The sequence below is a fragment of the Nonomuraea sp. NPDC003201 genome (assembly GCF_053590415.1).
The window spans coordinates 260914-284857 of record NZ_JBSFTC010000001.1 but is presented as its reverse complement, the minus strand read 5'-3'; the positions used below and the strand labels follow the sequence as shown (position 1 = coordinate 284857).

Sequence of the window (23944 nt, the reverse complement as noted above, 5' to 3'; positions counted from 1 at the left end):
AGCAAGATCGGACGGACACTCTCACCCAGCGGACCGTTGCACTCTGGCGGAGAGTCCAGGAGGTCATACGGTGATGCCCCTGATCGTAGTGAGATTTCGACGCCACCTCGTCCCTCCTCGCAGGCCGAGTATGGCCGTCGTTCGCCGCGCCTCCAGGTAGCCGTCCCTCGCTGCGCTCGGTCCGCTCCACCTGGACCTGCGGCTTCACGGCGGCCGCTCGGCAACTGACGAGGAAGGACCACGGGAAGGGCTCTGAGGGAGTGCGTGGCATTGCCCAAGTGTGACCTCAGAAGCGTGTTGGCGCCGTAGCAAACTTGGAGTGCTCAGCGGCCTTCGAGGTCTGTCACGCGGGCCTCCAGGCTCTCCAACCGCACGGACAGCTGTCGCATCTCATTCATGATCTGGTGCAGCTCGAAGGACGGCTCGGGCCGGTCAGGAGTCTTGACCACGTATGTGCCGCGTGTCGATTGGGTGCTGATCAGCCCATCACGTGCGAGTTCGTCCAAGGCGCGACGGATCGTCTCGACGGCAACGCCGTAGCGCTGAGCCAACTGCCGTCGAGCCGGGAGTCGCTCGCCCTCTTGGAGGCGGCCTGCAGTCACCTCTTGGCGAAGGTCGTCCGCAATCTGAAGGTAGGCAGGCCGAGGATTGCTGAAGTCAGGCACCGACACGATGTCCAGGCTAGGCCCTCGGTCTGAACTAGGAAAGAGGTGTTGAGTTAGACCTAGACTGAACTAGTACAATCATGCTTACCTAGTCTGTGAATGCTTCTCGCGAGGAGGTGCTGGGCGTGGCGCTTGCTGAGAGTCATGGGTGGCCGCTCTGATCTGACGGCATGGGGTTCGGGTGAGACCGGCCCGGTATGAATCTTGGATCGGATGGGTTGACGTGCTGAAAGGCTGAGCTGGGGTGAGTTCGCCGGAGGTGGGCGGCCGGGAAGCGAAACGTCAAAGCAGGGGTCCCCCAAAACCTGACAAGCTGTTTAACTTTCCGTCAATAGTGATTGTTGCTTATAGTTGGTGCACCTGTTATGGGCGTGACCCCATATAGGGAAGGGGGCGAGACGCTAGGACCCACCGATCGCCGGTAGATGGTCCGGCACGATCTCGGACAGATCAACACTCGGGTCGAAGACCGTGATCTAGTCCGCTACAGGGGAGAGCCCGACGCCGCAATGCTTCCCGGCGCTGGGCGCCGGGCCTCCCGCCATACCCGCTCCAGAGGAGCCGGTCGTGTTCAGCGTGCCTTCAGCGTGAGCATGGACATCCCCAAGGCGCCTCTGCTGCTCGTATGTCGGCTGCTGACTCTGGTCACCACTTTGACGGCCAGAGCGCATATTGACAAGTTTTGGGCACTGGAGTCAAGGACGGTGATTGAGATTATTCGACTGTCGTCGGACGGTCCTCACGGTGACGACTACACCGGCGAGGTGGCTGGCGTCCTATCCGGGGCGGTTCGCGTCCTCAACCACGCGACGCGATCACGCGTTGGCATCACGTATCCATCCACTGTCTATGACGTGCTCGGCAGTGTCGCTCTCGCCGCAGCGGGGCTCGACCAACTGCTGAAGCAACTCGGTGAGGCGCTGCGGCGCATGCAGGCATCAGGTCGGCTGGGTGACGACCTCGGCAACCCCGCTGAGCGTCTTGACAGGGTCTTGTCAGAACTGGCCACGTCCCGAGAGATGGCACGGGACCTCGCCGCCCAAATCGATCGAGTGTTCAACACCACCGCCAGCCTGCATCTGTCAGATGGAGGTGAAGATCACGATTGCGACGGCGGCCTGCTGCCCGGTCCGAGACCGAAGAGGCGCGTCACTTCATCGGCGGCTGGCGACATCGGAGACGCCCATGAGCGTCCGAGTCTCGCTCGCCATCAGAACTTTGCCCAGGTAACCACGAGAGACGAGAGATGAGCTTCGAAGCACTCAACTGGGCGCTGAACCTCGCGCCCGTTCCAATGAACTCCAACGGTACGCCCAGCGCTTCGTGCGCCGCGGTTCTGGTCGGCCTTGCCACTCATGCCGGCCCGGACGGGACTGGGGCCTTCCCCAGCACCAGGAAGCTCGTGCGCTACAGCCGCTTGTGTGAGCGCACCGTCCGCACGGCACTCGACCGCTTGGAGGCCCACGCCATCATCCGGCCCTGCGATCCGGCCATCGTGGCCGCACACATCAAGCGCGGTGACCGGCGTCCGCAAGGCTGGGACCTGGCGATGGAGCGCGTACGTACCGATCTGAAGCCTCAGGAACTCAAAGCCCTGGAGGCCATGTTTCCCGGTGTCACCGCTCGCGTGAACGCGGCGAAGGCCGCCGACGAAGCACCTGTGGATAACTTTCGCACACAGCCTGTGGATAACCGTGCAGGCGGGGTGCAGCGTACGCACCCCGTTGTCTCCACGGGGTGCAATCAACATAGCGACGAGGTGCAACCAGCGCAGTCGCGGGGTGTAGCGGTTGCACCCGAACCCTTCACTGAACCAAAAAATGAATCACCTCCGGCCGCCCAGGCAGGCTTCAGTGCCAGCGCGAGTGTGGACAGCCGGTGGACGGGCGGCGGGGATCTCGGGAGTCATGAGCAAGCCCCTAACACCTCGATTCACCTGTTCGTAGCCAAGCTCGGTCCCGATTGGCCGCTGTCTCACAGCCAGATTCGCCGCCTCATCCCCGCCGTCGCTGAGGCGCTCGCCGTTGGGTGGGATCCCGACGTTCTCGCCGAGTACGTGGGAGCCAACACCGCTGGAATACGCAACCCGTACGCCGTGCTGGTGTCTCGCCTGGCCGACCTTCCTGATCCACCGCGTAAATCCCGGCGGACCTACGTGGATGGGCGCACCGTGGCCGAAGCCCAGACCGCAGTGTGCATCCACGGTGACTCCCGTCCCGGCGCGTGTGCTCTGTGCCGCCGTGGCATCCCTGCGGACGGAATCGGTCTTCGATCTCCCGCCCTGCCGAGCCATCACCCGCCACCTGCGCATCTACGCAGAAGCACGACTTCTAGCGACCCCGACGCCAGTACCGCCAAGCACGTCGCCGGGGCCGCACCCCTACCGCCAGAAACGAACGCATAGGAGTGCCCTACATCATGTCCGCATCCACCATTCGTAACCAACCGACTCCGCACGTTGTCTTACCAAGTGGACCGCCCCGCCTGACGCCAGGCGCTGCGACAGAACTGCTCGCCATCCTGCTAGAGGCCCACCAAAATCTGCAGACCAGCCGCCCGGACGCGGCCTGAGGAATCCATGGACGCCATCCCCTTCGCCTTCTACGGCCGGGTTTCCACCGAGGACAACCAAGATCCCCAGTCCTCGCGGGCCTGGCAGATCACCCGCTCCCGCGCGCTCATCGAGCCGCGCGGGGGCGTGATCGTCACCGAGTTCTTCGACATCGACAAGTCCCGCTCGATCCCCTGGCAGCGCCGCCCGTACGCCGCGGCGCTGCTCGCCGAGCTGCGCAACCCCGACCGAGGCTTCGACGCGGTGGTGATCGGTGAGCCGCACCGGGCCTTCTACGGCAACCAGTACGGCCTGACCTTCCCCGTCTTCGAGCACTTCGGGGTCCCGCTCTGGGTGCCCGAGGTGGGCGGCCCCATCGACCCGAACAACGAGGCCCATGACCTGGTCATGAGCGTGTTCGGCGGTATGAGCAAGGGCGAGCGCAACCGCATCAAGATCCGCGTGCGCAGCGCCATGTCAGCCCAAGCTCAGATGGAAGGCCGCTTCCTGGGAGGTCGGCCGCCTTATGGCTACCGGCTGGCCGACGCGGGTCCACACCCCAACCCGGCCAAGGCGGCCGACGGCAAGCGTGCTCACCGGCTGGAACTCGATCCCGTCGCCGCGCCTGTAGCGGAAGAGATCTTCGCGGCCTTTCTCGATGGCTACGGCCTGTTCGCCATCGCCGAGAGACTGACCCGCAACGGGATTCCCAGCCCATCAGCTCACGATCCCGGCCGGAACAGTCACCGCTCCGGCATCGCCTGGTCCAAGAGCGCGGTGCGCGCCATCTTGACCAACCCCCGTTACACCGGCCACCAGGTGTGGAACCGCCAGCGCAAGGACGAGGTCCTCATCGATGTGGACGACGTCGGGCTGGGCCACACCACGAAGCTCAGGTGGAACTCCAAACAGGACTGGATCTGGTCGGAGACAGTCGTTCACCCGCCGATCGTGTCCACGGAGGACTTCGACGCCGTCCAAGAGACGCTGACGGGGCGAGGCGATCGCCACACTGACAAGACCCGCAAGCGCACCCCCAAGCCATACCAGCTCCGGGGGCTGCTGTACTGCGGCGTCTGCGACCGCAGGATGCAGGGCCAATGGGTCAACGACGCGGCCTACTACCGCTGCCGCTTCCCCGAGGAGTACGCCCTGGCCAACCACCTCATGCATCCCCGCAACGTCTATCTACGAGAAGACCGTGTTGTCCCGCGGCTGGACCGCTGGCTCGGCCGGCTGTTCGCGCCCCACAACGTCGACCAGACCCTCGACGTCCTGACGGCCGCACAGGACCTGACACCGCCCGAGGCACAAGCACTCGCCATGGCACGCCGTCAGATCGCCGAGTGTGACCGCAAGCTCGCCCAGCATCGAGCTGCCCTTGAGGCGGGCGCCGACCCGGCGCTCGTCGCCGGATGGACCCAGGAAGAGCTTGTCCGCAAGAGCGCGGCCGAGCAACGTCTCAGCCGCGCGCACGTACTGCCTCAGAGGCGGCTGGGGCGTGATGAGCTGGCGGAGATCACGCACAGGCTTGGAGACATGGTGCGAGTTCTCTCGAATGCTGACCCGATCCGGAAGGCCAAGATCTACGCGAACATCGGGCTGCGGCTGATCTACCATCCGTCAAAACAGAAAGTCCTGGTCACGTCTGCACGTGACCAGGACCCCATAGGCGACCGGTTTGTGTCCGAGGGGGGACTTGAACCCCCATGCCCATCACTGGGCACTAGCACCTCAAGCTAGCGCGTCTGCCTATTCCGCCACCCGGACTTGGTGCCTGCACGCGGGACCGTCATCTCGCGTCGGCTCAGTAAGGTTAGCAAACTCTGAGGGGTGCGTCATACCAAGAATCAGCTCGCCCCTCCGAGGTGTCTCCGCGGGCCCGGATATGGGGCGGGCGGGAGCTCCCGATGGGGCCTTGCTGACGTACACCAGAGGGTGTTGAGGCAGTTGGTGGCGGTTTGGCCCGTGGGGAGTTGGCGAATTTCTGGGTCTCCGTTGAAAAGCTCTTGCGGCAACGTTGAGTGCTGCTACGGTTACGGACCGTTGAGGGGTGAGTCCATGGACCGGCCTCACGACAAATGAGGCCGGTTCTGGACTGCGGGAGGTCACGTGGCGCGCATGGTGGTGCAGCGGAGGGCTGTGGCCCTCGGTGTGCATCGCCTGCCCGTGACCGTCCCGGCGCATGACGTGACCACCGTTCGGATTGACCGGATGGCGCGGTTCGCGGCCGGTGCCCGGCGGCTCGTCGTGCGGGCAGTCACCGTCGGCGCCCTGGTAGCCGCCGGATGGCTGTTCGCCGTCATCTTCGGCATGCTCACCGCCGCCCCGGCGGCGGCCGAAGTGGCGACTCCTGCGGCGGACGCGCAAGCGAAGACCACGGCCGCGCAGACCGTGGACGGAGCCGCGTCCGCTCAGGTGCCTCACTCCCTCACCAGCCCCGATGACAACGCCGAGGCCATGGCCGGGCGTACGGTCGACGGGCTCAACAGCCAGCAGGATCCTGGCCTGCCATCGCCATCCACCGCCGGAAAGATCCTGGACACCAATGGCTTGGTGCCCAACGGCGGTGGCAGCGGCTCGTTCGGGGCCGCTGCGGGGGACGTCGCGAGGTCTGTGTTCGACCCGCGGCTGCCGGTGCTGCGCGCCCTCCTGGCGCGGGTGCCTGCCCCCGTCGTCCGCACAGCGGCGGACGACCCCTCCTTCTCGCCTGACTGACCCGCCTTGCAGCTGCCGGTCCTTTCGTTGACCGGCGCCTTTCCGAAGTAACGCGGTTGAGCGCGGTCTGAGACGCCTCTCCGCCGGCGGGTGCACAAACACGTCAGTTCAGCTGTTCGCGAACCCGAGGTCTCCGCTGTGCGCGAAACCTCGCACGGCCTCGGGCTGCCCGCGAACCGTTCCGTAATCCCCCAAGAAGTTATCGCCCAAGAAGTTATCCCCCCAAGAAGAACCACTAGGAGCATTCATCATGCGTACGTGGGCAAAGGCATCTACTCCCGCGGCTCTGCTCGCCGTTGCCGTCATGTCGTTCGGCGGCGGCACCGCCCTGGCCGACACCTCGGGCGACGCGTCCGTCGGCGGCGGCAACCAGGTCGACCTGCCGATCTCCCTGCCCATCGACATCAGCGGCAACTCCGTCGGCGCGGTCGGCAGCTCCTCTGCCTCCTCGCAGGGCGGCGCCGAGGTCGTCAACAAGGGCGGCATCCCGGGCAACCGCACCTCGGGCAACGCGAGCGTGCTCGGCGGCAACCAGGTGAACGCGCCCATCAGCGCCCCGGTCAACGCCTGTGGCAACGCCGTCTCGCTGGTCGGCAGGTCCGACGCGGGCTGCAAGGGCGGCGCCACCGTTCGCAACCAGGGCAAGGGCGGCGCGGGCGGTAACCGTACCTCCGGCGACGCCAGCGTGCTCGGCGGCAACCAGATCACCGCGCCGATCTCCGCGCCGATCAACGTCTGCGGCAACGCGGTCGCGATCTTCGGCAGCGCGACGGCGGGCTGCAAGGGCGGCTCCAGCGTCCACAACACCGGAGTGGGCGCGGGCGGCAACCGCACCTCGGGCAACGCCAGCGTGCTGGGCGGCAACCAGGTCGTCGCGCCGATCTCCGCACCGGTGAACATCTGCGGCAACGCCGTCGCCGTCGTCGGCCGGGCGTTCGCGGGCTGCAAGGGCGGCTCGACCGTCACCAACGGCGGCGGCCACCGGAACGGCTACCACGGCCCCCGCGGCCCCGTGGGCTCCTCGGGCAACGACACCGACGGGCGCTTCGGGGTCGGCAGCGGCAACCAGGTGATCGCCCCGATCAGCGTGCCCGTCAACGTCTGCGGCAACGCCGTGGGCAACGCCGCCGCCAGGTGCGAGGGCGGCTCCAAGGTCGAGAACACCCGCCGCGGGTCCGGGGCGGGCGGCAACGTCACCTCCGGCCAGGCGGGCGTCCTCAGCGGCAACCAGGTGGTGGCGCCGATCAGCGCGCCCGTCAACGTCTGCGGGAACGCGGTGGCCCTGGTCGGGCACGCGTTCGCCGGCTGCAAGGGCGGCGCCCGCGTGAAGAACGGCGGCACCGGCGCCGGTGGCAACCACACCTCCGGCCGGGCCGGCGTGCTGAGCGGCAACCAGGTCATCGCGCCGATCACCGCCCCGATCAACATCTGCGGCAACGCGGCCGCCGTGCTCGGCGCCTCCAGGGCCCACTGCAAGGGCGGGGCCAAGGTCGACCGCACCGGTGGCGGCGGCAACTACACCTCCGGCCGCGCCGGGGTGCTCGCGGGCAACCAGATCATCGCGCCGATCGCCGCTCCCATCAACGTCTGCGGCAACGCGGCGGCCGTCCTCGGCGACGCCGCGGCCGGGTGCCTCGGCGGCGCGAACGTCGGCAGGCCCGAGTACGGGCACGGATTCGTCCGCGGCGGCGTCGAGCGGACGGCCGGCAAGGGCTCCAAGGGCGGGCTGCTGCCCATGCTGCCCGCCGTCCCGGTCCTGGGCGGCGTGCAGGACCTCGCCGGGGTCACCCAGAAGGGCAACGACCTGGCCGGGGTTCCCCAGCAGCTGGGCGTGACCGGCAAGCTGCAGGAGGTCACGGGTACGGGCCTGACCTCGGTGCCGCTGGTCGAGGACGCCGCCCAGACGTTCGGCCTGCCGAGCCTGCCCGAGCTGCCCGGCCTGCCCGGCCAGGCGCAGACCCCGGCCCAGCCGAAGAAGAGGCACGCGGCCGGCCAGGTCGACGGCGCCGGGCGCCCCGTCTCCTCGAGCGGCGCCGTGTCCGTGCTCGACCCGGCGACCGGCCTCGTGGCCGGCACCCCGGTCGGCGGCGCCGTCACCTCGGCCACCCGCGGCCTGCCGGTCAGCGGCCTGATGAGCGCCGAGCAGCCCGCCGGCCTCGGCGGGATGAACTCCAGCTCCCTGCTCGCCCTCATGATCGGCGCGATGTTCGCCGCCTCGGCGACGCTGGTCGGGACCGCCCGCCGGTTCCGGATCGGCCGGAAGTAAGGGAATCAGGCAGCACGTAACAAGGACGGCTACCGCTCACAGCCTGTGAGCGGCCGGCGTTAGACGCTTTGCCCGTTCCGGGGGCGCGGCCCGGGGCGGGCAAAGCCATGTCCGGGGTTCACAGCGTGCTGCGTACCCGCATGACCTTCCGACGCAGCCGTACGTGGCGGCTACCGTCGGGGTAGACGCGTACGCGGGCCAGCTCCCACTGCCCGTACTCTGCGTGTTCGGTCAGCAGCTGACGTGCTGCTTCACGAGTGAGATCGCGTGGAATGAAGATATCCATGTAGGAGTAGTCGAGCACAACGATTAGTCTCCAGGGTGAGTCAGGGCGCCATGCCGCTCGATGGGCCTTATTCTGCGTGCTTGTGGATGGACCCGGAAGCTAGTGGGTAGCCCGGGGGAAGGAAATTTCCGCGAGTCGGGTTACCTTTCAGTCTGTGCCGACTCCCGGCAGGGGGATTTGCAAAGCGAACAGCGAGGTAGGAAGCAGCGTGCCAGCCAAGAACGGCAGCGCCGGCGGAACACGCCTGGTGATCGTCGAGTCGCCCGCGAAGGCGAAGACGATCGCCGGGTACCTCGGGCGCGGCTACATCGTCGAATCGAGCATCGGCCACATCCGTGACCTTCCGGAGAGGGCCGACGACATCCCCGAGAAGTACAAGGGAGCCCCATGGGCCCGCCTCGGGGTCAATGTCGAGCACGAGTTCGAGCCGCTGTACGTCGTCAACCCGGACAAGCGGTCGCAGGTCAACAAGCTGCGGCAGCTGCTGAAGGACGCCGACGAGCTCTATCTGGCCACTGACGAGGACCGCGAGGGCGAGGCCATTGCCTGGCACCTGCGCGAGGTCCTCAAGCCCAAGGTCCCGGTCCACCGCATGGTGTTCCACGAGATCACCCCGCAGGCCATCCAGGACGCCGTGGCCAACCCGCGCGACCTCAACCTGCGCCTGGTCGACGCCCAGGAGACCCGGCGCATCCTCGACCGCCTCTACGGCTACGAGGTCAGCCCGGTCCTGTGGAAGAAGGTCAAGCCCCGCCTGTCGGCCGGCCGCGTGCAGTCGGTGGCGACGAGGCTCGTGGTGGAGCGCGAGCGGGAGCGCATGGCGTTCACGCCCGCCCACTACTGGGACCTGCAGGCGCTCTTCGACACGAACAAGCCCGAGGAGCGGCCGCGTGACTTCACCGCGACCCTCACGGGGGTCGACGGCAAGCGAGTGGCGCAGGGCCGCGACTTCGCCAGCACCGGGCGGCTCAAGAACAACGTCGATGTGCTCCACCTGTCCGAGGAGGCCGCGGGCGAGCTGGCCGGGCGGCTGGCGGGCGCGTCGTTCGCGGTCAAGTCCGTGGAGCGCAAGCCGTACACGCGCAAGCCGTACGCGCCGTTCCGGACGACCACGCTGCAGCAGGAGGCCAGCCGGAAGCTGGGGTTCTCCGCGAAGTACACGATGCAGGTGGCGCAGCGGCTCTACGAGAACGGCTTCATCACCTACATGCGTACCGACAGCATCACGCTGTCGGAGACCGCCGTGGCGGCCGCCAGGTCCCAGGCGATCAAGCTGTACGGGGCCGCGTACGTGCCCGACAAGCCGCGCGTCTACAGCAGCAAGGTGAAGAGCGCGCAGGAGGCGCACGAGGCGATCCGGCCGTCGGGCGAGGAGTTCCGCACGCCGGGCGAGACCGGGCTGTCGGGCGACATGTTCCGGCTGTACGAGCTGATCTGGCAGCGCACGGTGTCCTCGCAGATGAAGGACGCCGTCGGCGAGTCGGTCACGGTCAAGGTGGCCGGCAGGTCGTCGTCGGGCGAGGACGTCGAGTTCAGCGCGTCCGGGCGGACGATCACGTTCTACGGGTTCCTCAAGGCGTACGTGGAGGGGGCCGACGACCCCTCGACCGACCGCGACGACTCCGAGAAGCGGCTGCCGAACCTGGCGGAGGGCGACGCGCTCAGCGTCACCAGGCTCGACGTGGCGGGCCACTCGACCAAGCCGCCCGCGCGTTACACCGAGGCGTCGCTGGTCAAGGAGCTGGAGGACCGCGAGATCGGGCGGCCTTCGACGTACGCCTCGATCATCGGGACCATCCTCGACCGCGGCTACGTGTTCAAGAAGGGCACGGCGCTGGTGCCGTCGTTCCTGGCGTTCGCCGTGGTCAACCTGCTGGAGCAGCATTTCGGCAACCTGGTCGACTACGACTTCACGGCCGAGATGGAGAAGGTCCTCGACGACATCGCCAACGACCGGGCCGAGCGTGTGCCGGAGCTGCAGCGCTTCTACTACGGCTCCGACGGCGACGAGGGCCTGAAGGAGATGGTCACCGACCTCGGCGACATCGACGCCAAGGAGATCAGCTCGTTCCCGGTCAAGGGCACGGACATCGTGCTGCGGGTCGGGCGTTACGGGCCTTACCTCGACAGGGACGGCGCGCGGGTCAACGTGCCCGAGGACATGACGCCCGACGAGCTGACGGCGGAGAAGGCCGAGGAGCTGTTCTCCAGGCCGACGGGCGACCGGGAGCTCGGGCGCGACCCGGTGTCCGGGAACATGATCGTGGCCAAGGACGGCCGGTACGGCCCGTACGTGACGGAGGTCCTGCCCGAGCCGCCCGAGGACGAGACGCCGAAGAGGCGGACGAAGAAGGCCGACGCGCCCAAGCCGCGCACGTCGTCGCTGTTCAAGACGATGTCGCTGGACACGATCACGTTCGAGGACGCGCTCAAGCTGCTGTCGATCCCCAGGCTCGTGGGCGAGCTGGAGGGCGAGGAGGTCGTGGCCTCCAACGGCAAGTTCGGCCCGTACCTGAAGAAGGGCACCGACTCGCGCTCGCTGGCCTCGGAAGAGGACCTGCTGACGGTCACGATCGAGCAGGCCAAGGAGCTCTTCGCGCAGCCGAAGCAGCGGGGCCGGCGGGCCGCGGCGGCGGCGCCGCTGCGCGAGCTCGGCGCCGACCCCCACTCCAAGAAGCCCATTGTGGTGAAGGAGGGGCGGTTCGGGCCTTATGTGACCGACGGCGAGACGAACGCGTCGCTGCGCAAGGGCGACACGGTCGAGGACATCACGACCGAGCGGGCGGCCGAGCTGCTGGCCGAGCGGCGCGAGCGGGCGCCGGCGGCCAAGAAGACCACCACGAGGAAGGCGCCGGCGAAGAAGGCTCCCGCGAAGAAGCCGGCGGCCAAGTCGTAAGGCGAGCCGCGAGGTTGGCGGGGCCGCCGGACGCGGCCCCGCAAGTAGCATCGATGCTGTGATCGTCTTGTTCTTCGCGGGCCTGATCCTGCTGGCACACCTTTATCTGTGGCAGCGGATGGTCCGTTCCACCACGGCCCCCGGGCGGCTGCGCAAGGCGTTGACGTGGGGTGTGGTGGGGCTGACGGTGCTCGTCGTGGCCACGTTCGCGGCCACGCGGATGGACTTCGGGCACTGGCTGGCCTGGCCGGGCTACGTCTGGCTGGCGCTGATGTTCTACCTGATCGTCTTCCTCGTGGTGCTGGAGGTGCCGCGGGCGGTGGCCGCGCTCGTCCTGCGCAGGGCCTCGCGGCAGGCTGTTACGCGCGACGCGGCGCCGGTGCCCGTGCCCGCCATGGCGGGCGCCCCGGCGCCCCCCGAGCCCGCTCCCGTGGTGGCCCCGATCAGCAGGAGGCTCTTCCTGGGGCGGACCACCGCCGCCATCGCGGGCGTGGGAGCGCTCGGCACGGTCGGGTACGGCATGACGAGCGCCCTCGGCGACCCCGTGATCGAACGCGTGAAGGTGGCCCTGCCGAAGCTGGACTCACGGCTCAGCGGCCTGCGGTTCGCCGTGGTGAGCGACATCCACCTGGGGCCGCTCACGGGCAGGGGGCACACCGAGCGGATCGTCCGCATGATCAACGGCCTGGAGGCCGACGTGGTGGCGATCGTGGGCGACCTGGTGGACGGGTCGGTGGCCCAGCTGGGGCCGCTGGCGCAGCCGCTGAAGAGCCTGGAGTCCCGTTACGGGGCATATTTCGTGACCGGCAACCACGAATACTTCGCTCCCAGCGGGCCCCTGGAGTGGATCGAGGAGCTCGACCAGCTCGGCGTACGCTCGCTGCGGAACGAGCGCGTGGAGATCAGGCACCAGGGCGCCGTGCTCGACCTCGCCGGGGTCAACGACCTCAACGGCGCCTCGGCGGGCGACGGGCCCGACTTCGACAAGGCGCTGGGCGGCCGGGACGCGGGCCGGTCCACGGTGCTGCTGGCGCACCAGCCGGTCCAGGTCGGCCAGGCCGCTCGCCACGGCGTCGACCTGCAGCTGTCCGGCCACACACACGGCGGGCAGATCGCGCCGTTCAACCTGGTGGTGGGCCTGCAGCAGCCCGTGGTCTCCGGCCTGGCCACGGTCGACGGGGTGCAGGTGTACGTCACCAGGGGCGCCGGGTTCTGGGGCCCGCCGGTGCGCGTCGGGGCGCCGCCCGAGATCACGCTGCTGGAGTTGCGCTGACTTTCCGCGATCTACTGGTCACCTGCGGTCATGATGGCGTAGAGTATCCAACCGGATACTGATCGGAGGTGGGGGATGGTCTCCTCGCCTATGGAGGCGGCGCACGTCGCCTTCTGGGCCAAGCGCGGCGGGCAGCTGTTCAAGCAGGCCCGCCATGCGGCGAGCATGAACCAGCGCGTCCTGGCCAGCGTGAGCGGCACGTCGAGGACCACGCTGTCGGCCTACGAGCACGGCAGGAAGTCACCGACATTGGAGACCGCGGGGCGCATTCTCGACGCGGCCGGCTTCCGGCTGGCGCTCGAGGCCAAGGTCGAGTTCGCGGCGCGCGCGGGCGACGGGCGGACGTTCCACGTGCCGAGCCGGTTGCGGCGGCTGCCGGTCGGGGCGGCGCTGGGCGTCGTGCGGCTGCGGGAGCGGGTCTACGACCTGGCCGACCGGCAGGCCCGCCGGGCCGCGTACACCGTGCTGCTGTGCGAGGGTGAGCCTCAGGAGCTGCTCGATCACGTGGACGGGGTGCTGCTCGTGGAGCTGTGGGGCGAGCTGGAGCTGCCCGAGGAGATCCGCGCGGAGTGGGGGCCATTGGTGGAAGAGGCCCGACTTGAGGCCGGAGTTATGAATTGATGATGCTTTTGGGGGCCTATTCGAGGTCTGCACCCTGCACGCTGGCCCGCGAACGTAATACCCTCAGCCCCGAGTCGGCCGGGAATATCCGGCTGGTCCGTTGTCCGCCCACTTCCTGGATACGCTGAAATCATGACTGCCCCTGGTCGAGGCCGCCCGGCCCACGTGCTGGCCAATGCGCCGTTTCGACGGCTTTGGATGGCCATGTCGGTGTGCAGCCTGGGCGACTGGCTCAACATCCTGGCGCTGACCGCCCTGGCCGGTAATCTCACGCAGAACGACTACCGTCTGCAGTCGCTGGCGGTCGGCGGGGTGTTCATCGCCAAGATGCTGCCCGCCGTGCTGCTCGGGCCGCTCGCGGGGGTGTTCGCCGACCGGTTCGACCGGCGGCTGATGATGGTCGTGGCCGACCTGCTCAGGTTCGCCGTGGTGCTGTCGATCCCGTTCGTCCGCAGCTACCAGTGGGTGATCGTCGCGACCGTCCTGGTCGAGTGCGTCAACCTGTTCTGGGTTCCCGCCAAGGACGCCACGGTGCCCAACCTGGTGCGCAAGGATCAGCTCGAGTCGGCCAACCGGCTCAACCTGCTGGTCACGTACGGCACCGCGCCGGTCGCGGCCATGCTGTTCGCGGCGTTGTCCGTGGTGGGCGGCGTGATCACGAGCTTGGTGCCGTCCATGTCCGGCCAGGACGGCACGTCGCTCGCGCTGGTCGTCAACGCCTGCGCCTATCTCGTCTCGGCCGTCCTGATCTTCACGCTGCGCGACATCCCCAAGCGTGACGGCGCCATCTCCACGCCCTCCGTGCTCAAGCAGATCGTCGAGGGCTGGCGGTTCGTGGGCGGCAACCGGCTGGTGCGCGGCCTGATCATCGGCATGCTGGGGGCCTTCGCCGCGGGCGGGGCCGTGGTCGGCGTCGCGAAGATCTACGTCCAGGCGCTCGGCGGCGGCGACGCGGCCTACGGCGTCGTGTTCGGCGCGGTCTTCGTCGGCATGGCGCTGGGCATGTTCTTCGGCCTCAGGCTGCTGCGCGAGCTGTCGCGGCGGCGGCTGTTCGGCCTGGCCATCACCGTGGCGGGGCTCGTGCTGGTGGCCACCGCGCTGGTGCACAACCTGGTGATCGTGGTCATGCTGACCGTGCTGCTGGGGGCGTGCGCGGGCATCGCGTGGATCATCGGCTACACGCTGATCGGGCTCGAGGTCGAGGACGGGCTGCGCGGCCGTACGTTCTCGTTCCTGCAGTCCACGGCGCGGGTGACCCTGCTGCTCGTGGTCGCCGTGGCCAACCCGCTGGCGGCGATCTTCGACGTCCACTGGCTGCGGTTCGGCACGATCGCCTACCGGTTCGACGGCTCCAACCTGGTGCTGGTCATCGGCGGGGTGCTCGCCATGGTCGTGGGCGTCCTCGCGCTGCGGCACATGGACGACAGGAAGGGCGTCTCGCTGGCCGGCGACCTCATCGCGGCGGTGCGCGGCGAGCGGTTCCCGGCCGAGGCGGCCGAGGCGGTGCCCGGGCTGTTCGTGGCGTTCGAGGGCGGCGAGGGGTCGGGCAAGACGACCCAGTCGCGGCTGATCGCCATCTGGCTGCGTGACCAGGGCTACGACGTGGTGCAGACGCGCGAGCCGGGCTCGACCAAGGTCGGCATGCGGCTGCGGGCGATCCTGCTCGACGCGGCCGAGCGCGGGCTGTCGGCGCGCTCCGAGGCCCTGCTCTACGCCGCCGACCGCGCCGAGCACGTGGAGAAGGTGATCCGTCCTGCGCTCTACCGGGGCTCGCTCGTGATCACCGACCGCTACGTGGACTCCTCGCTGGCCTACCAGGGGGCCGGGCGGGCGCTCGACCCCAAGGACGTCTCCAAGATCAACGCTTGGGCCACCGGCGGGCTGGTGCCGCACCTGACGGTGCTCATCGACACCCCGCCGCAGGTGGGGCTGACCCGGCTGGGCGGGGCCGCCGACCGGATCGAGTCGGAGCCGCTGGACTTCCACGAGCGGGTACGCAAGGAGTTCCGGGCACTGGCCGCGGCGGCGCCCGAGCGTTACCTGGTGGTGGACGGCACGCTGGAGCCCGAGGTGATCACCCGCCAGATCCAGGACCGGATCCGCGACATCCTGCCGGACCCGGTGCCGCAGGAGTCCGAGGACGCCACGGGCACGATGCCCGCCATCCGCGGCGACTGGACGATGCCCACCATCCGCGACTAGCCCTCTTCGTGTGGGTGGGGCTCCGGGTTCTTCCGGGGCGAGTGGCGTCTTCTTCCGGGCGGGGCGCGTCGGCGAGAGTCGCGTACGGGCGTGGGGACTGCCGTCGGCGGTTAGCCTTACGTCGTGGCAGTTTTCGATGACCTCGTCGGGCAGGACCAGGCGGTGGCCGTGCTGTCGCGGGCCGCGGCGGCGGCCGGGGAGGTCGTCAGGGGCGGGCGCGGCGCGGGCATGACGCACGCGTGGCTGTTCACCGGGCCGCCGGGCTCGGGCCGGGAGGACGCCGCCCGCGCTTTCGCCGCCGCGCTGCTCTGCACCGACGGCGGGTGCGGTCACTGCGACCAGTGCCACCAGGTGTTCATCGGCTCCCACCCCGACCTGGAGTCCGTACGCCCCCAGGGCCTGTCCTACAGCGTCAAGCAGACCCGCGAGCTCATCCTGCGGGCGGCCGGGGCGCCGACGCAGGGACGGTGGCGGGTCATCCTGTTCGAGGACGCCGACCGGGCCACGGAGTCCGCCGCCAACGCCCTGCTCAAGGCCATCGAGGAGCCCCCGCCACGTACGGTCTGGCTGCTGTGCGCGCCCGCCCCCGACGACCTCATGATCACCATCAGGTCGCGCTGCCGGGTGGTCAACCTGACCACCCCGCCCACAGAGGCCGTAGCCCATGTGCTGGCCACGCGCGACAGCGTGCCGCCGGACGTGGCCAGGTTCGCCGCCAAGGCCGCCCAGGGGCACATCGGCAGGGCGCGGGCGCTGGCGCTCGACGAGGGCGTCAGGCGGCGTCGTGAGGCCGTCCTGGGCATCCCGCGCTCGCTGACCGGGGTGGGGGAGTGCGTCTCGGCCGCCGAGCGGCTGGTCAAGACGGCGGAGGAAGAGGCCGCCGCGGCCACGGCCGCGCTCAACGAGAACGAGACCGCCGAGCTGCGCAAGCTCTACGGCGAGGGGTCCACGGGCAAGGGGCTCAACCGAGGGCTCGTACGCGGCGGGGCCGGGGCACTGAAGGAGCTGGAGGACCGGCAGAAGTCGCGGGCCACGCGGATCAAGCGCGACTCGCTGGACGCGGCGCTGCTGGAGCTGGTGTCGTTCTACCGGGACGTGCTGGCCATGCAGTTCGGGGCCCGGGTCGAGCTGGCCAACGACGATCTCCGCTTCGACCTCGACCAGCTGGCCAAGGTGGCCACGCCCGAGGAGACGCTGCGCCGGATCGATGCGATCATGCAGTGCAGGGAGCGGCTGGCGGCGAACGTCAACCCGCAGATGGCCGTCGAGGCGATGATGCTGTCGCTGCGTCCCTGACTCGCGGTCACGGAGCGTTGGGCGGGGATGAGGGGTGGCGGTGGCTGACGAGGCGCCCTCGGGCTTACGATCGTTGATCGCCGTGCTGCTGGCCGGGATGTCGGTCCTCGTGGGCACGCCGGCCGCGGCGGACCCGGTGACCGCCCCGGACGTCAGCGCGAGTGACGAATGGGAGATCGCCGTCTTCCTGTGCGCTCCGACCACGTACGGGTGCCACAAGCGCGGTGCCACGGCGAAGCAGAAGCAGGCGCTCAGGGCGTTCCTGGAGGCCAGGCCGGAGCTGAGCGGGGTCCGGTTCGTCGATCGGGCGAGCGCGTACGAGAGCTTCCGGCGGGACTTCGCCGGCGACAAGACGCTGTTGAAGGCCGTACGGGCGAAGGACCTGCCGGAGTCGTTCCGCCTGCGGGTGAAGAAGGGGGCTGACCGGGATCGGGTGTGGCTCGCGGCGAAGCGGCGACCGGGGGTGGGCACGGTCGTCGACCAGGCCGAGATCTATGGCGATCCGCAGGCTACGGCGTGGCCATCGGACATCTCCGTCTTCCTTTGCGTGAAGGACTCGCTCATGCCGGCCTGCGTGTCCGGCCGTGGCAGGGCGAACGGCAAGGTCGCGACTCTCAAGGAGAAGAAGGCCGTGGCCAAGGCGATCGAGGGCACGTCCGGGGTCGTGGGGTACTTCTTCGAGGACCAGGCGACGGCCTACCGGAACTTTGTCGGGACCGAGAACGAGGCGCTCGCGAACGCCACCCAGATGTCGGACATACCTGAGTCGTACCGGCTGACCATGCGGCCCGAGGTCGACTGGAACGCCGTGAGCCGCAGCCTGGCGCGGCTGCCAGGGGTGAGTCAGGTGTACAACCTGAGGTGTATGGACGCCAAGCTCAAGCTGGAAGTGGAGTACGGGCGCAGCAACCTGCCCGACAGCAAGGTCTGCGCGCCGCGTCAGTGAACCCGTCGGGTGACGCGAGCAGCAGATGGGGCTGACGGGCGTCTCTGATACGTGGAAGTCGAACTACTCACCCAACAAGAGGCCCGGGCGCGGCAGCGAACAGACGTGGCGTCGATCTTCGCCGAGCACCACGTGGGCCTCGTGCGGCTTGCCCTGATCATGGTCGGCGATCAGGCGACCGCGGAAGACGTCGTGCAGGAGGCGTTCGCGCGCACCCATGCCGGGCGCGGCCGGTTGCGCGACGCCGACAAGGCGCTGGCCTATGTCCGCTCCGCGGTGCTCAACGGGTGCCGGTCGGTGCTGCGCAGGCGGGCGACCGTGTTCCGGCGGGCGGTGCCGTACGAACCGCCCGTCTGGTCGGCGGAGAGCGCCGCGCTCATGGGCGAGGAGCGGCGCGGGGTGCTGCTCGCCCTGCGTGAGCTGCCGCGCAGGCAGCGGGAGGCGCTCACGCTCCGCTACTACCTCGACCTGTCCGACCAGGAGATCGCCGACACCATGGGGATCGGCGCCAGCACGGTCAGGTCCACGATCGCGCGGGGGCTGGCCGCCCTCGGCCGGGCACTTGGGGAGGATTCATGAACAGCGCCATGGAAGACAGGCTGCGGGAGGCCCTCGCCGAGGCGGGGGCGACGGTGGACGCCGGCACGCTCAGGCCGTTGAGGGCGTCGGAGCGGCGGCGGTTCAGGGTGGATTTCCGGCTGGTGGCGGTGGCCGCGACCGTGGTGCTCGCGGGGGCGGCGACCACTGTCGGGCTGCTGAGCGGTCCGGGCGACGAGGACCGGGCGGTGGCGGCGGATCCGCCGCCTACGGAGCGGAAGGTGCTGGTCTTCCTGTGCGCGAAGTCGTCGGACCGGGAGCAGACGTCGTGCCAGGGCGCCGTCAGTGAGGAGGAGACGCAGGAGATCACGGCGAAGCTGCGGCAGATGCCGGGGCTCAGAGAGATGATCTACGCGAACAAGGGCGCGGTGTACGCCGACCTCCGGCGCGATTTCGCGCACAACAAGGCGCTGCTGGCCGCTGTCGACATCGACGACATCCCCGATTCGTTGCAGCTGACCCTCACGGATGGTGCCGATCCGCGCCGCGTGATGGAGGCGCTGCGCGGGGTGCCAGGGGTCTTGAACGTTTGGGAATCGGTACCCGACGACGCCACTCCGGCGAGCAAATTTGATGTGAGCGTCTTCCTCTGCGCTCCCTCGTCGGGCATGCAGTCCTGCGGCGCCGAGCGTAAGTCCGATGGCAAAGGCAGCTTTACCGTCACGAAGGAGGGGAAGGGCGTCACGCCTGCGCAGATGGAGGCCATCCGGAAGCTGATCGTCTCGATGCCCGGCGTCAAGGACGTGTTCTTCGAGGACCAGGCGGCGGCTTACGAGAACTTCCGACGCTCGTACAAAGACAACAAGGCTCTGCTCAGCGCGACGAAGGTCAGCGACATGCCTCAATCGTTCAGAGTGACGCTGCTGCCTGAGGCCGACTGGAGCAAGGTCGTCAGCAGGTTGAGGCAGGAACCAGGGGTGAGCCAGGTCATCTACCAGAAATGCATGTACGACAGCACCCGCCTGATGAACCACTACGGGTTGACCCTGCCCGAGAGCAAGGTGTGCCCGACGGACAAGTGATCCGGCTCCCCCCTCACCCTCCGGGCGCGGCACACGTAATGTGGCAGGGAAGGTCGTACGACCCCTAGGCGTCAGGAGGCGAGCTCGAGCCCATGGGAATGATCATGGCCGTGAGCTTCACCCGTTACGGAAGGCTCTACTACCTCGATCCCGGCGAGCACAGCCCGAAGGTGGGCGACAAGGTGCTCGTGCCGACCGACTCGGGCCCCGAGGTGGCGGAGTGCGTCTGGGCACCGCAGTACACGAGCGAGGACGTCGACGGCCTCCCCCTGTGCGCGGGCCTGGCGGGCGAGGAGCACCTGGCTCGCGACGAGACCAACAAGCGCCGCAGGGCCGAGGCCCGCAGCGTGTCGAAACGGCTGATCAAGCGGCACACGCTGCCGATGAAGGTGGTCGGGATCGACTACCTCGACGAGGACAACGTCTACACGGTCTACTTCTCGGCGCCGCACCGGGTCGACTTCCGCGCCCTGGTCCGCGATCTGGCCCGCAACCTGCGGGCCAGGGTCGAGCTGCGGCAGATCGGACCGAGGGACGAGGCGCGGCTGCAGGGCGGCATCGGGCCCTGCGGTCGCGACCTGTGCTGTGCCACGTTCCTGAAGGACTTCGAACCGGTCTCGGTACGCATGGCCAAGGACCAGGATCTTCCGGTCAATCCACTGCGGATCGCTGGGGCGTGCGGGCGGCTCATGTGCTGCCTGAAGTACGAACACCCCCTCTACCAGGAGTTCCGCGCCTCGGCCCCCCGGGCGGGGGCGAACGTGGAGACCCCGCAGGGTCCTGGTGTCGTGGTCGGCCACAACGTCCCGTCGGACTCCGTGGTGGTGCGCCTCAACGACGGGGGGCGGCGCTGCGCCTGCTCGAAGGCCAGCGTGTGCGCGCCGCGCAAGGCGTACGACTCGACGTACGGGGATCCGACCGAGGCGTGATCGAGGGGAGCGAGAACCCCTCCGGCTCCTGTAGACTCTTGCAAGTCGCAGAGCACGCCGCCTTAGCTCAGTCGGCCAGAGCACTTCACTCGTAATGAAGGGGTCTGGGGTTCGAATCCCCAAGGCGGCTCCCAGCTGGAAGGCCCTCTCGGATGATCCGGGAGGGCCTTTTTCGATCTCGTACAGCAGCGCCGTACAGCAACCGGGGCTGATCGCTATTCGAAGAGATCCTGACCCTCGCGACCCGAGGGGTCCATGCTGAGCAGGTCTTCGTGGAGCGATTGCACTGCACGGCCAGTGAGATCGCCAGCGGCTGTGGTCTCCATCAGCCGCCAGCCGGGGGAGTTTTCCGGCGCTTCGTCATCCTGACCGTTGGCGGTGAGGCGGTACAGCAGCCCGAAGACCGCTTCATAGGCCGAGGCGCGCGCAAGCTGAGCAAGGTCGTCGCGGTTTGCTCCGCTGGAGAGCAAGCGGTTCGCTGCCGGGTTCGTCTCCAACGAACCGGGAGAGGCCCAGGCATCGATCAGTTCTGGCCAGATGCTTCTCAATGCCAGGAAGCGAGCGAGCTGAGGGATGTTCTCGGTGATCTCCGAGATCGCCGAGCCTTCAGGGTCGCCAGCTCCGAGAGCTTCGAAACTGGCTCGCAGTGCGACCACCGCATCGCGATCGACTTGGTTCATCCTGACATCTCACCACGGCCTAATAAGCAAGGCCCCGAGGATGATCCTCGGGGCCTTGTGCTCAAGTGGTCAGTGCGCCACATCCCGGCGTTCCAGGCTTGCGTTGAGCTGGTCGAGAGCCTTGCGGGTCTCCGGGCTGGCAATTTGCGTGTAGACGTTCATGGTCACCGAGATCTGGGAGTGCCGCAGGATGCGCATCGCCACCCGAGGGTGAACATCCAGGGCGGCGAGCATCGAGGCGCACGTGTGGCGGGTGTCGTGGACGCGGATACGTGAGACTCCGGCGGTCTTGCTGCGCAGTACGAAGGAGCGGTTGAAGTTCCGTGGTTCGACCGGTGTGCCGTACCGGGTGGTGAAGACAAGATCGGAGTCCTTCCACTTGTCGCCGGCCTCTTTGCGTGCCTCCTCCTGGACTTGGCGTCGGTGCTTGAGCGCGGCGACGCAGAGCGACGGAAGCGGGAGCGAGGCGTCCGAGTCGACGGTCTTGGTCGTGTCGCGGTGGAGTAGCTTGCCGTGGACGCGGTTGAGCTGATGGGAGACCCACAGCTCTTGGCCAGTGAGATCGATGCTGTCCCAGGTGAGCCCCAGGACCTCGCCACGGCGCAGGCCGAGGACGAGCATGAGCACGAAGGCCGCATAGAGCGGCTCGTCGGCGGCCCGTAGGTGCTCGAGGAACTTTCGGGCGTCATCGACGCTCCACACGGCGTGCTTGCGCTTCTTCGCCGTCATCTTGGGCAGTGTGGTCAGCGAGACGACGTTCCTGGAGATCAGTTCCTCGCGGATGGCGTGGTTAAGAGCCGAACGAAAGACACGGCGGATGCTCTCGATCGTCCCGCGTGACGGGTGGTCCTCGCAGCACTGGCCAATGGAGCAGCACGGCTTCTTGCGCCTCTTCTTCTGTGTGCAGCAGGTGCACAGGGCGGGGAGGGTGTTGAGCCAGGTCTGGACGTCGCGGACGGTCAGCTTGTCGAGCCGCTTCTTGCCCACGCCGGGTATGAGGTAGAGCCGCACCAGCGCCTCGTATCCGGCGTAGGTCGTCGGCTCGCGGTTGGGCTGCACCACGTCGGAAAGCCAGCGGTTGAGGAAGGCGGCCACGGTCTCGTGTTTGGCGGCCACAGGCCCCCTGCGAGCCTGCTCGTGCAGCTTGAGCCACTTCTCGTGGGTCTCTTCGCGGGTCTTGCCGTAGGCCCACTTACGGGTGCGCTTGCCCTCCGGGGTGGTGACCCAGACATATCCCGCCCAGCCGTCCTTGTACGGGAAGATCGAGCCTTCCCCGTTCGATCGCTTACTCATCAGGCGGCCTCCTCACATAGACGGGTCACGTAGGCGTCCAGAGCGGACGATGGGATGCGGCGGCAGCGGGCAGCGACCAGGATTGACGTGATCTCGCCGGAGCGGATCAGGTTGTAGAGGGTCCAGCGGCTGATCTTGAGAACGGCCATGGCCTCGGGCACGGTGAGTAGTTCAGCGGTCATACGCGGCCTCCTGCGTGAGCGAGGCGGCGAGGGCGTGTTCGCCGGGTGTGAAGCCTTGTCCGGTGTACTGCCAGTGGCCGAGGACGAAGGTGGTTTCCGAGTCGTACGGCAGGCGGGCGCGGGTCCAGTCGATGCGGGCCTGGCGTAGGTCGCCGAGGGTGGTGGAGTAGGCGCGGCTCTTGGTGGAGAAGTGGCCGCGGAAGCCGAGCATGTGGGCCCAGCCGCGGAGCCGTAGGTGGGCGAGATCCGGGTGAGCGGTTGGGTTGCCGAGTGTCCAGGCGGTGCGGATGAGGCGGGCCGGGTGGTCGGCGATGTCGAGGCGGTGGAGTTGCAGGATGGTGGCGCTGGTCAGGGGCCGGTCGAGGGTGCCTGAGGTCTCGGCGGCCTTGGTGGCGTACTTGGCGATGTAGCCCGCGACCTTCTCTTCGGTCATGTCGTCGTTGCTGGAGTCAGCGGCGGCGATGTGCTTGACGTCGAGCTGGTCGCCCCACAGGAGTTCGAAGGTGGGCTGACCTAGGTTCGGCGAAGGCAGGTGGACGGCGCGGGCGGCGGAGTGGATCGCGTTGTCGAGCAGTTCGACCGTGGCCCAAGGCGGTGGTGGGACGGGTGTGTTGTCTTCGGTGCGGGTGTCCAGCCGGATCACGGCGTGGAAGTGGACGACACCGCGGGCCTGGTACTCGGCGACCTTGGCGAAGGAGATCCGCACGGTCTCGTTGAAGGTCTTGCGGGTCAGGCCAACGGCAGCGGCCAGGTGCCGGCGGAGGTAGATGGTGAAGCGCCGCCACAGGTCTCCGGCGTGGGCGTTCCACAGGATGTGGCCGACGTAGTCGTAGGTGTCAGGGTCGAGTGGTTGGCCGATGGCCGGGTCTCCTTGCTGGTGGCGGGTGAAGCAGGCCGGGCCGGTCCGGCGGGGGTGGCAGATGGGTGCCGTGCCGCCTTTGGATAGGCCTCGGTGGACGGGGCCGAAGGTGGGTGCGGTGAAGGTGGCCAGCACCCTTGGGTGGGTGCGTACGGTGGCCGGGACGCCCTTGTCGCCGCCGAGCAGACCCGCGCGGATGAGGTGGAAGGTGTCGCGTCGGTAGGTCTCGGCGCAGGCTGGGCAGCGGGCTTGGCGCCGGTTGCCGCAGCGGACGAGGAGTTGGCCGTGGGGCTCGTGGACGGTGGTGTAGTGCCGGAGCAGTTCGCCCGTGTGGTGGTCGACGGTGTCCGACTCGCCGGTGAGGCGGATGGGTTCGCGGCAGCCGCGTAGCCGCTCCACCTGGTGCAGCCAGCGAGTCACGTCGTAGTTGGAACGCCGGGCGAGGTCGCGGATGACCGGGCCGACGAGGGCGCTGATGGGTGCGGGTAGCTCGGGAGCCTCGGTCACCGTGCCTCCTCTCCGGTGCCCTTGCAACACGGGCAGTAGATGGTGATCAGTTGGTGAGTGCGGACGGAGCGGACGCGGACGGAGCCGTATCCGCCGCATTCCGGGCATGGCCGGTGGCGCATACTGGAGTTCCTTCGTTGAGTGCGGAGGGTGAC

20 protein-coding genes, 2 tRNA genes and 1 pseudogene are annotated in these 23944 nt (G+C 68.4%); 15 read left to right on the top strand and 8 right to left on the bottom strand.

The features are described from left to right. Window positions 1-323: 323 nt before the first annotated feature. A complete protein-coding gene (locus tag ACWDX9_RS01400; protein ID WP_355193310.1) occupies window positions 324-671 on the bottom strand; it encodes a GntR family transcriptional regulator in 348 nt (115 codons plus the stop codon). A gap of 587 nt (window positions 672-1258) precedes the next feature. Here ACWDX9_RS01400 and ACWDX9_RS01395 point away from each other — a divergent pair. The 3 genes and pseudogenes from ACWDX9_RS01395 to ACWDX9_RS01385 all read left to right on the top strand — a co-directional run. Continuing rightward, window positions 1259-1915, top strand: a complete 657-nt coding sequence (locus tag ACWDX9_RS01395; protein ID WP_449947629.1) for a hypothetical protein — start codon at window positions 1259-1261, stop codon at window positions 1913-1915. After that, a complete protein-coding gene (locus ACWDX9_RS01390) occupies window positions 1912-3069 on the top strand; it encodes a helix-turn-helix domain-containing protein (protein ID WP_449947626.1) in 1158 nt (385 codons plus the stop codon). The genes ACWDX9_RS01395 and ACWDX9_RS01390 overlap by 4 nt, the downstream gene beginning before the upstream one ends. Window positions 3070-3243: 174 nt before the next feature. Then, a pseudogene (locus tag ACWDX9_RS01385) lies at window positions 3244-4356 on the top strand (recombinase family protein); the annotation flags it as partial. A 48-nt stretch (window positions 4357-4404) separates the two neighbouring features. Here the strand turns inward: ACWDX9_RS01385 and ACWDX9_RS01380 are convergent. Together ACWDX9_RS01380 and ACWDX9_RS01375 are read right to left on the bottom strand one after the other, a co-directional pair. After that, window positions 4405-4836 carry a hypothetical protein gene (locus ACWDX9_RS01380; protein ID WP_449947623.1) on the bottom strand — a complete coding sequence of 144 codons (432 nt, stop codon included), beginning with the start codon at window positions 4834-4836 and terminating at the stop codon, window positions 4405-4407. A gap of 64 nt (window positions 4837-4900) precedes the next feature. After that, window positions 4901-4986, bottom strand: a tRNA-Leu gene (locus ACWDX9_RS01375). A gap of 351 nt (window positions 4987-5337) precedes the next feature. On the opposite strand from ACWDX9_RS01375, the gene ACWDX9_RS01370 reads away from it, so the two are divergent. Together ACWDX9_RS01370 and ACWDX9_RS01365 are read left to right on the top strand one after the other, a co-directional pair. Next, entirely contained in the window at window positions 5338-5934 is a 597-nt protein-coding gene (locus ACWDX9_RS01370) for a hypothetical protein (protein WP_449947739.1), read from the top strand. Between the two features lie 250 nt (window positions 5935-6184). Beyond that, window positions 6185-8200, top strand: coding sequence for a chaplin family protein (locus ACWDX9_RS01365; RefSeq protein WP_449947620.1), 2016 nt, complete (start codon window positions 6185-6187; stop codon window positions 8198-8200). A gap of 118 nt (window positions 8201-8318) precedes the next feature. Here the strand turns inward: ACWDX9_RS01365 and ACWDX9_RS01360 are convergent, their stop codons facing one another. Further along, window positions 8319-8486 (bottom strand): DUF5703 family protein, encoded by a 168-nt coding sequence (locus tag ACWDX9_RS01360; RefSeq protein WP_225963818.1) that lies wholly within the window; start codon window positions 8484-8486, stop codon window positions 8319-8321. 208 nt (window positions 8487-8694) lie between these two features. Between ACWDX9_RS01360 and topA the strand changes: the two genes are divergently transcribed. From topA to ACWDX9_RS01310, 10 genes are all read left to right on the top strand, one after another. Continuing rightward, a complete protein-coding gene (gene topA / locus ACWDX9_RS01355) occupies window positions 8695-11382 on the top strand; it encodes a type I DNA topoisomerase (RefSeq protein ID WP_449947618.1) in 2688 nt (895 codons plus the stop codon). Window positions 11383-11440: 58 nt separating this feature from the next. Beyond that, entirely contained in the window at window positions 11441-12655 is a 1215-nt protein-coding gene (locus ACWDX9_RS01350; protein ID WP_449947615.1) for a metallophosphoesterase, read from the top strand. Between the two features lie 75 nt (window positions 12656-12730). Then, window positions 12731-13276: a helix-turn-helix domain-containing protein gene (locus ACWDX9_RS01345; protein WP_449947613.1), complete on the top strand. Its 546-nt coding sequence runs from the start codon at window positions 12731-12733 to the stop codon at window positions 13274-13276. A 132-nt stretch (window positions 13277-13408) separates the two neighbouring features. After that, window positions 13409-15478, top strand: a complete 2070-nt coding sequence (gene tmk / locus ACWDX9_RS01340; protein WP_449947611.1) for a dTMP kinase — start codon at window positions 13409-13411, stop codon at window positions 15476-15478. A 123-nt stretch (window positions 15479-15601) separates the two neighbouring features. Then, window positions 15602-16774 (top strand): DNA polymerase III subunit delta', encoded by a 1173-nt coding sequence (locus tag ACWDX9_RS01335; RefSeq protein ID WP_449947609.1) that lies wholly within the window; start codon window positions 15602-15604, stop codon window positions 16772-16774. Window positions 16775-16814: 40 nt separating this feature from the next. Next, the gene (locus ACWDX9_RS01330; protein WP_449947607.1) at window positions 16815-17720 is read left to right on the top strand and encodes a permease-like cell division protein FtsX; all 906 of its coding nucleotides are present in this window, start codon (window positions 16815-16817) and stop codon (window positions 17718-17720) included. Between the two features lie 51 nt (window positions 17721-17771). Further along, entirely contained in the window at window positions 17772-18299 is a 528-nt protein-coding gene (locus tag ACWDX9_RS01325) for a SigE family RNA polymerase sigma factor (protein ID WP_449947606.1), read from the top strand. Continuing rightward, complete coding sequence (locus ACWDX9_RS01320; protein WP_449947604.1) at window positions 18296-19339, top strand: permease-like cell division protein FtsX; 1044 nt, start codon at window positions 18296-18298, stop codon at window positions 19337-19339. Before ACWDX9_RS01325 ends, ACWDX9_RS01320 begins: the two co-directional genes overlap by 4 nt. A gap of 98 nt (window positions 19340-19437) precedes the next feature. Then, window positions 19438-20268 carry a PSP1 domain-containing protein gene (locus tag ACWDX9_RS01315; RefSeq protein ID WP_449947736.1) on the top strand — a complete coding sequence of 277 codons (831 nt, stop codon included), beginning with the start codon at window positions 19438-19440 and terminating at the stop codon, window positions 20266-20268. Window positions 20269-20324: 56 nt separating this feature from the next. Beyond that, a tRNA-Thr gene (locus ACWDX9_RS01310) sits at window positions 20325-20398 on the top strand. An 85-nt stretch (window positions 20399-20483) separates the two neighbouring features. Here ACWDX9_RS01310 and ACWDX9_RS01305 read toward each other — a convergent pair. The 4 genes from ACWDX9_RS01305 to ACWDX9_RS01290 form a co-directional block, all read right to left on the bottom strand. Further along, window positions 20484-20948 carry a hypothetical protein gene (locus tag ACWDX9_RS01305; protein WP_449947601.1) on the bottom strand — a complete coding sequence of 155 codons (465 nt, stop codon included), beginning with the start codon at window positions 20946-20948 and terminating at the stop codon, window positions 20484-20486. A gap of 69 nt (window positions 20949-21017) precedes the next feature. Then, window positions 21018-22241 (bottom strand): site-specific integrase, encoded by a 1224-nt coding sequence (locus ACWDX9_RS01300; RefSeq protein WP_449947598.1) that lies wholly within the window; start codon window positions 22239-22241, stop codon window positions 21018-21020. Continuing rightward, entirely contained in the window at window positions 22241-22423 is a 183-nt protein-coding gene (locus ACWDX9_RS01295) for a helix-turn-helix domain-containing protein (protein WP_449947595.1), read from the bottom strand. Before ACWDX9_RS01295 ends, ACWDX9_RS01300 begins: the two co-directional genes overlap by 1 nt. Beyond that, window positions 22413-23789, bottom strand: coding sequence for a replication initiator (locus tag ACWDX9_RS01290; RefSeq protein ID WP_449947592.1), 1377 nt, complete (start codon window positions 23787-23789; stop codon window positions 22413-22415). The genes ACWDX9_RS01295 and ACWDX9_RS01290 overlap by 11 nt, the downstream gene beginning before the upstream one ends. Between the last annotated feature and the right edge of the window lie 155 nt (window positions 23790-23944).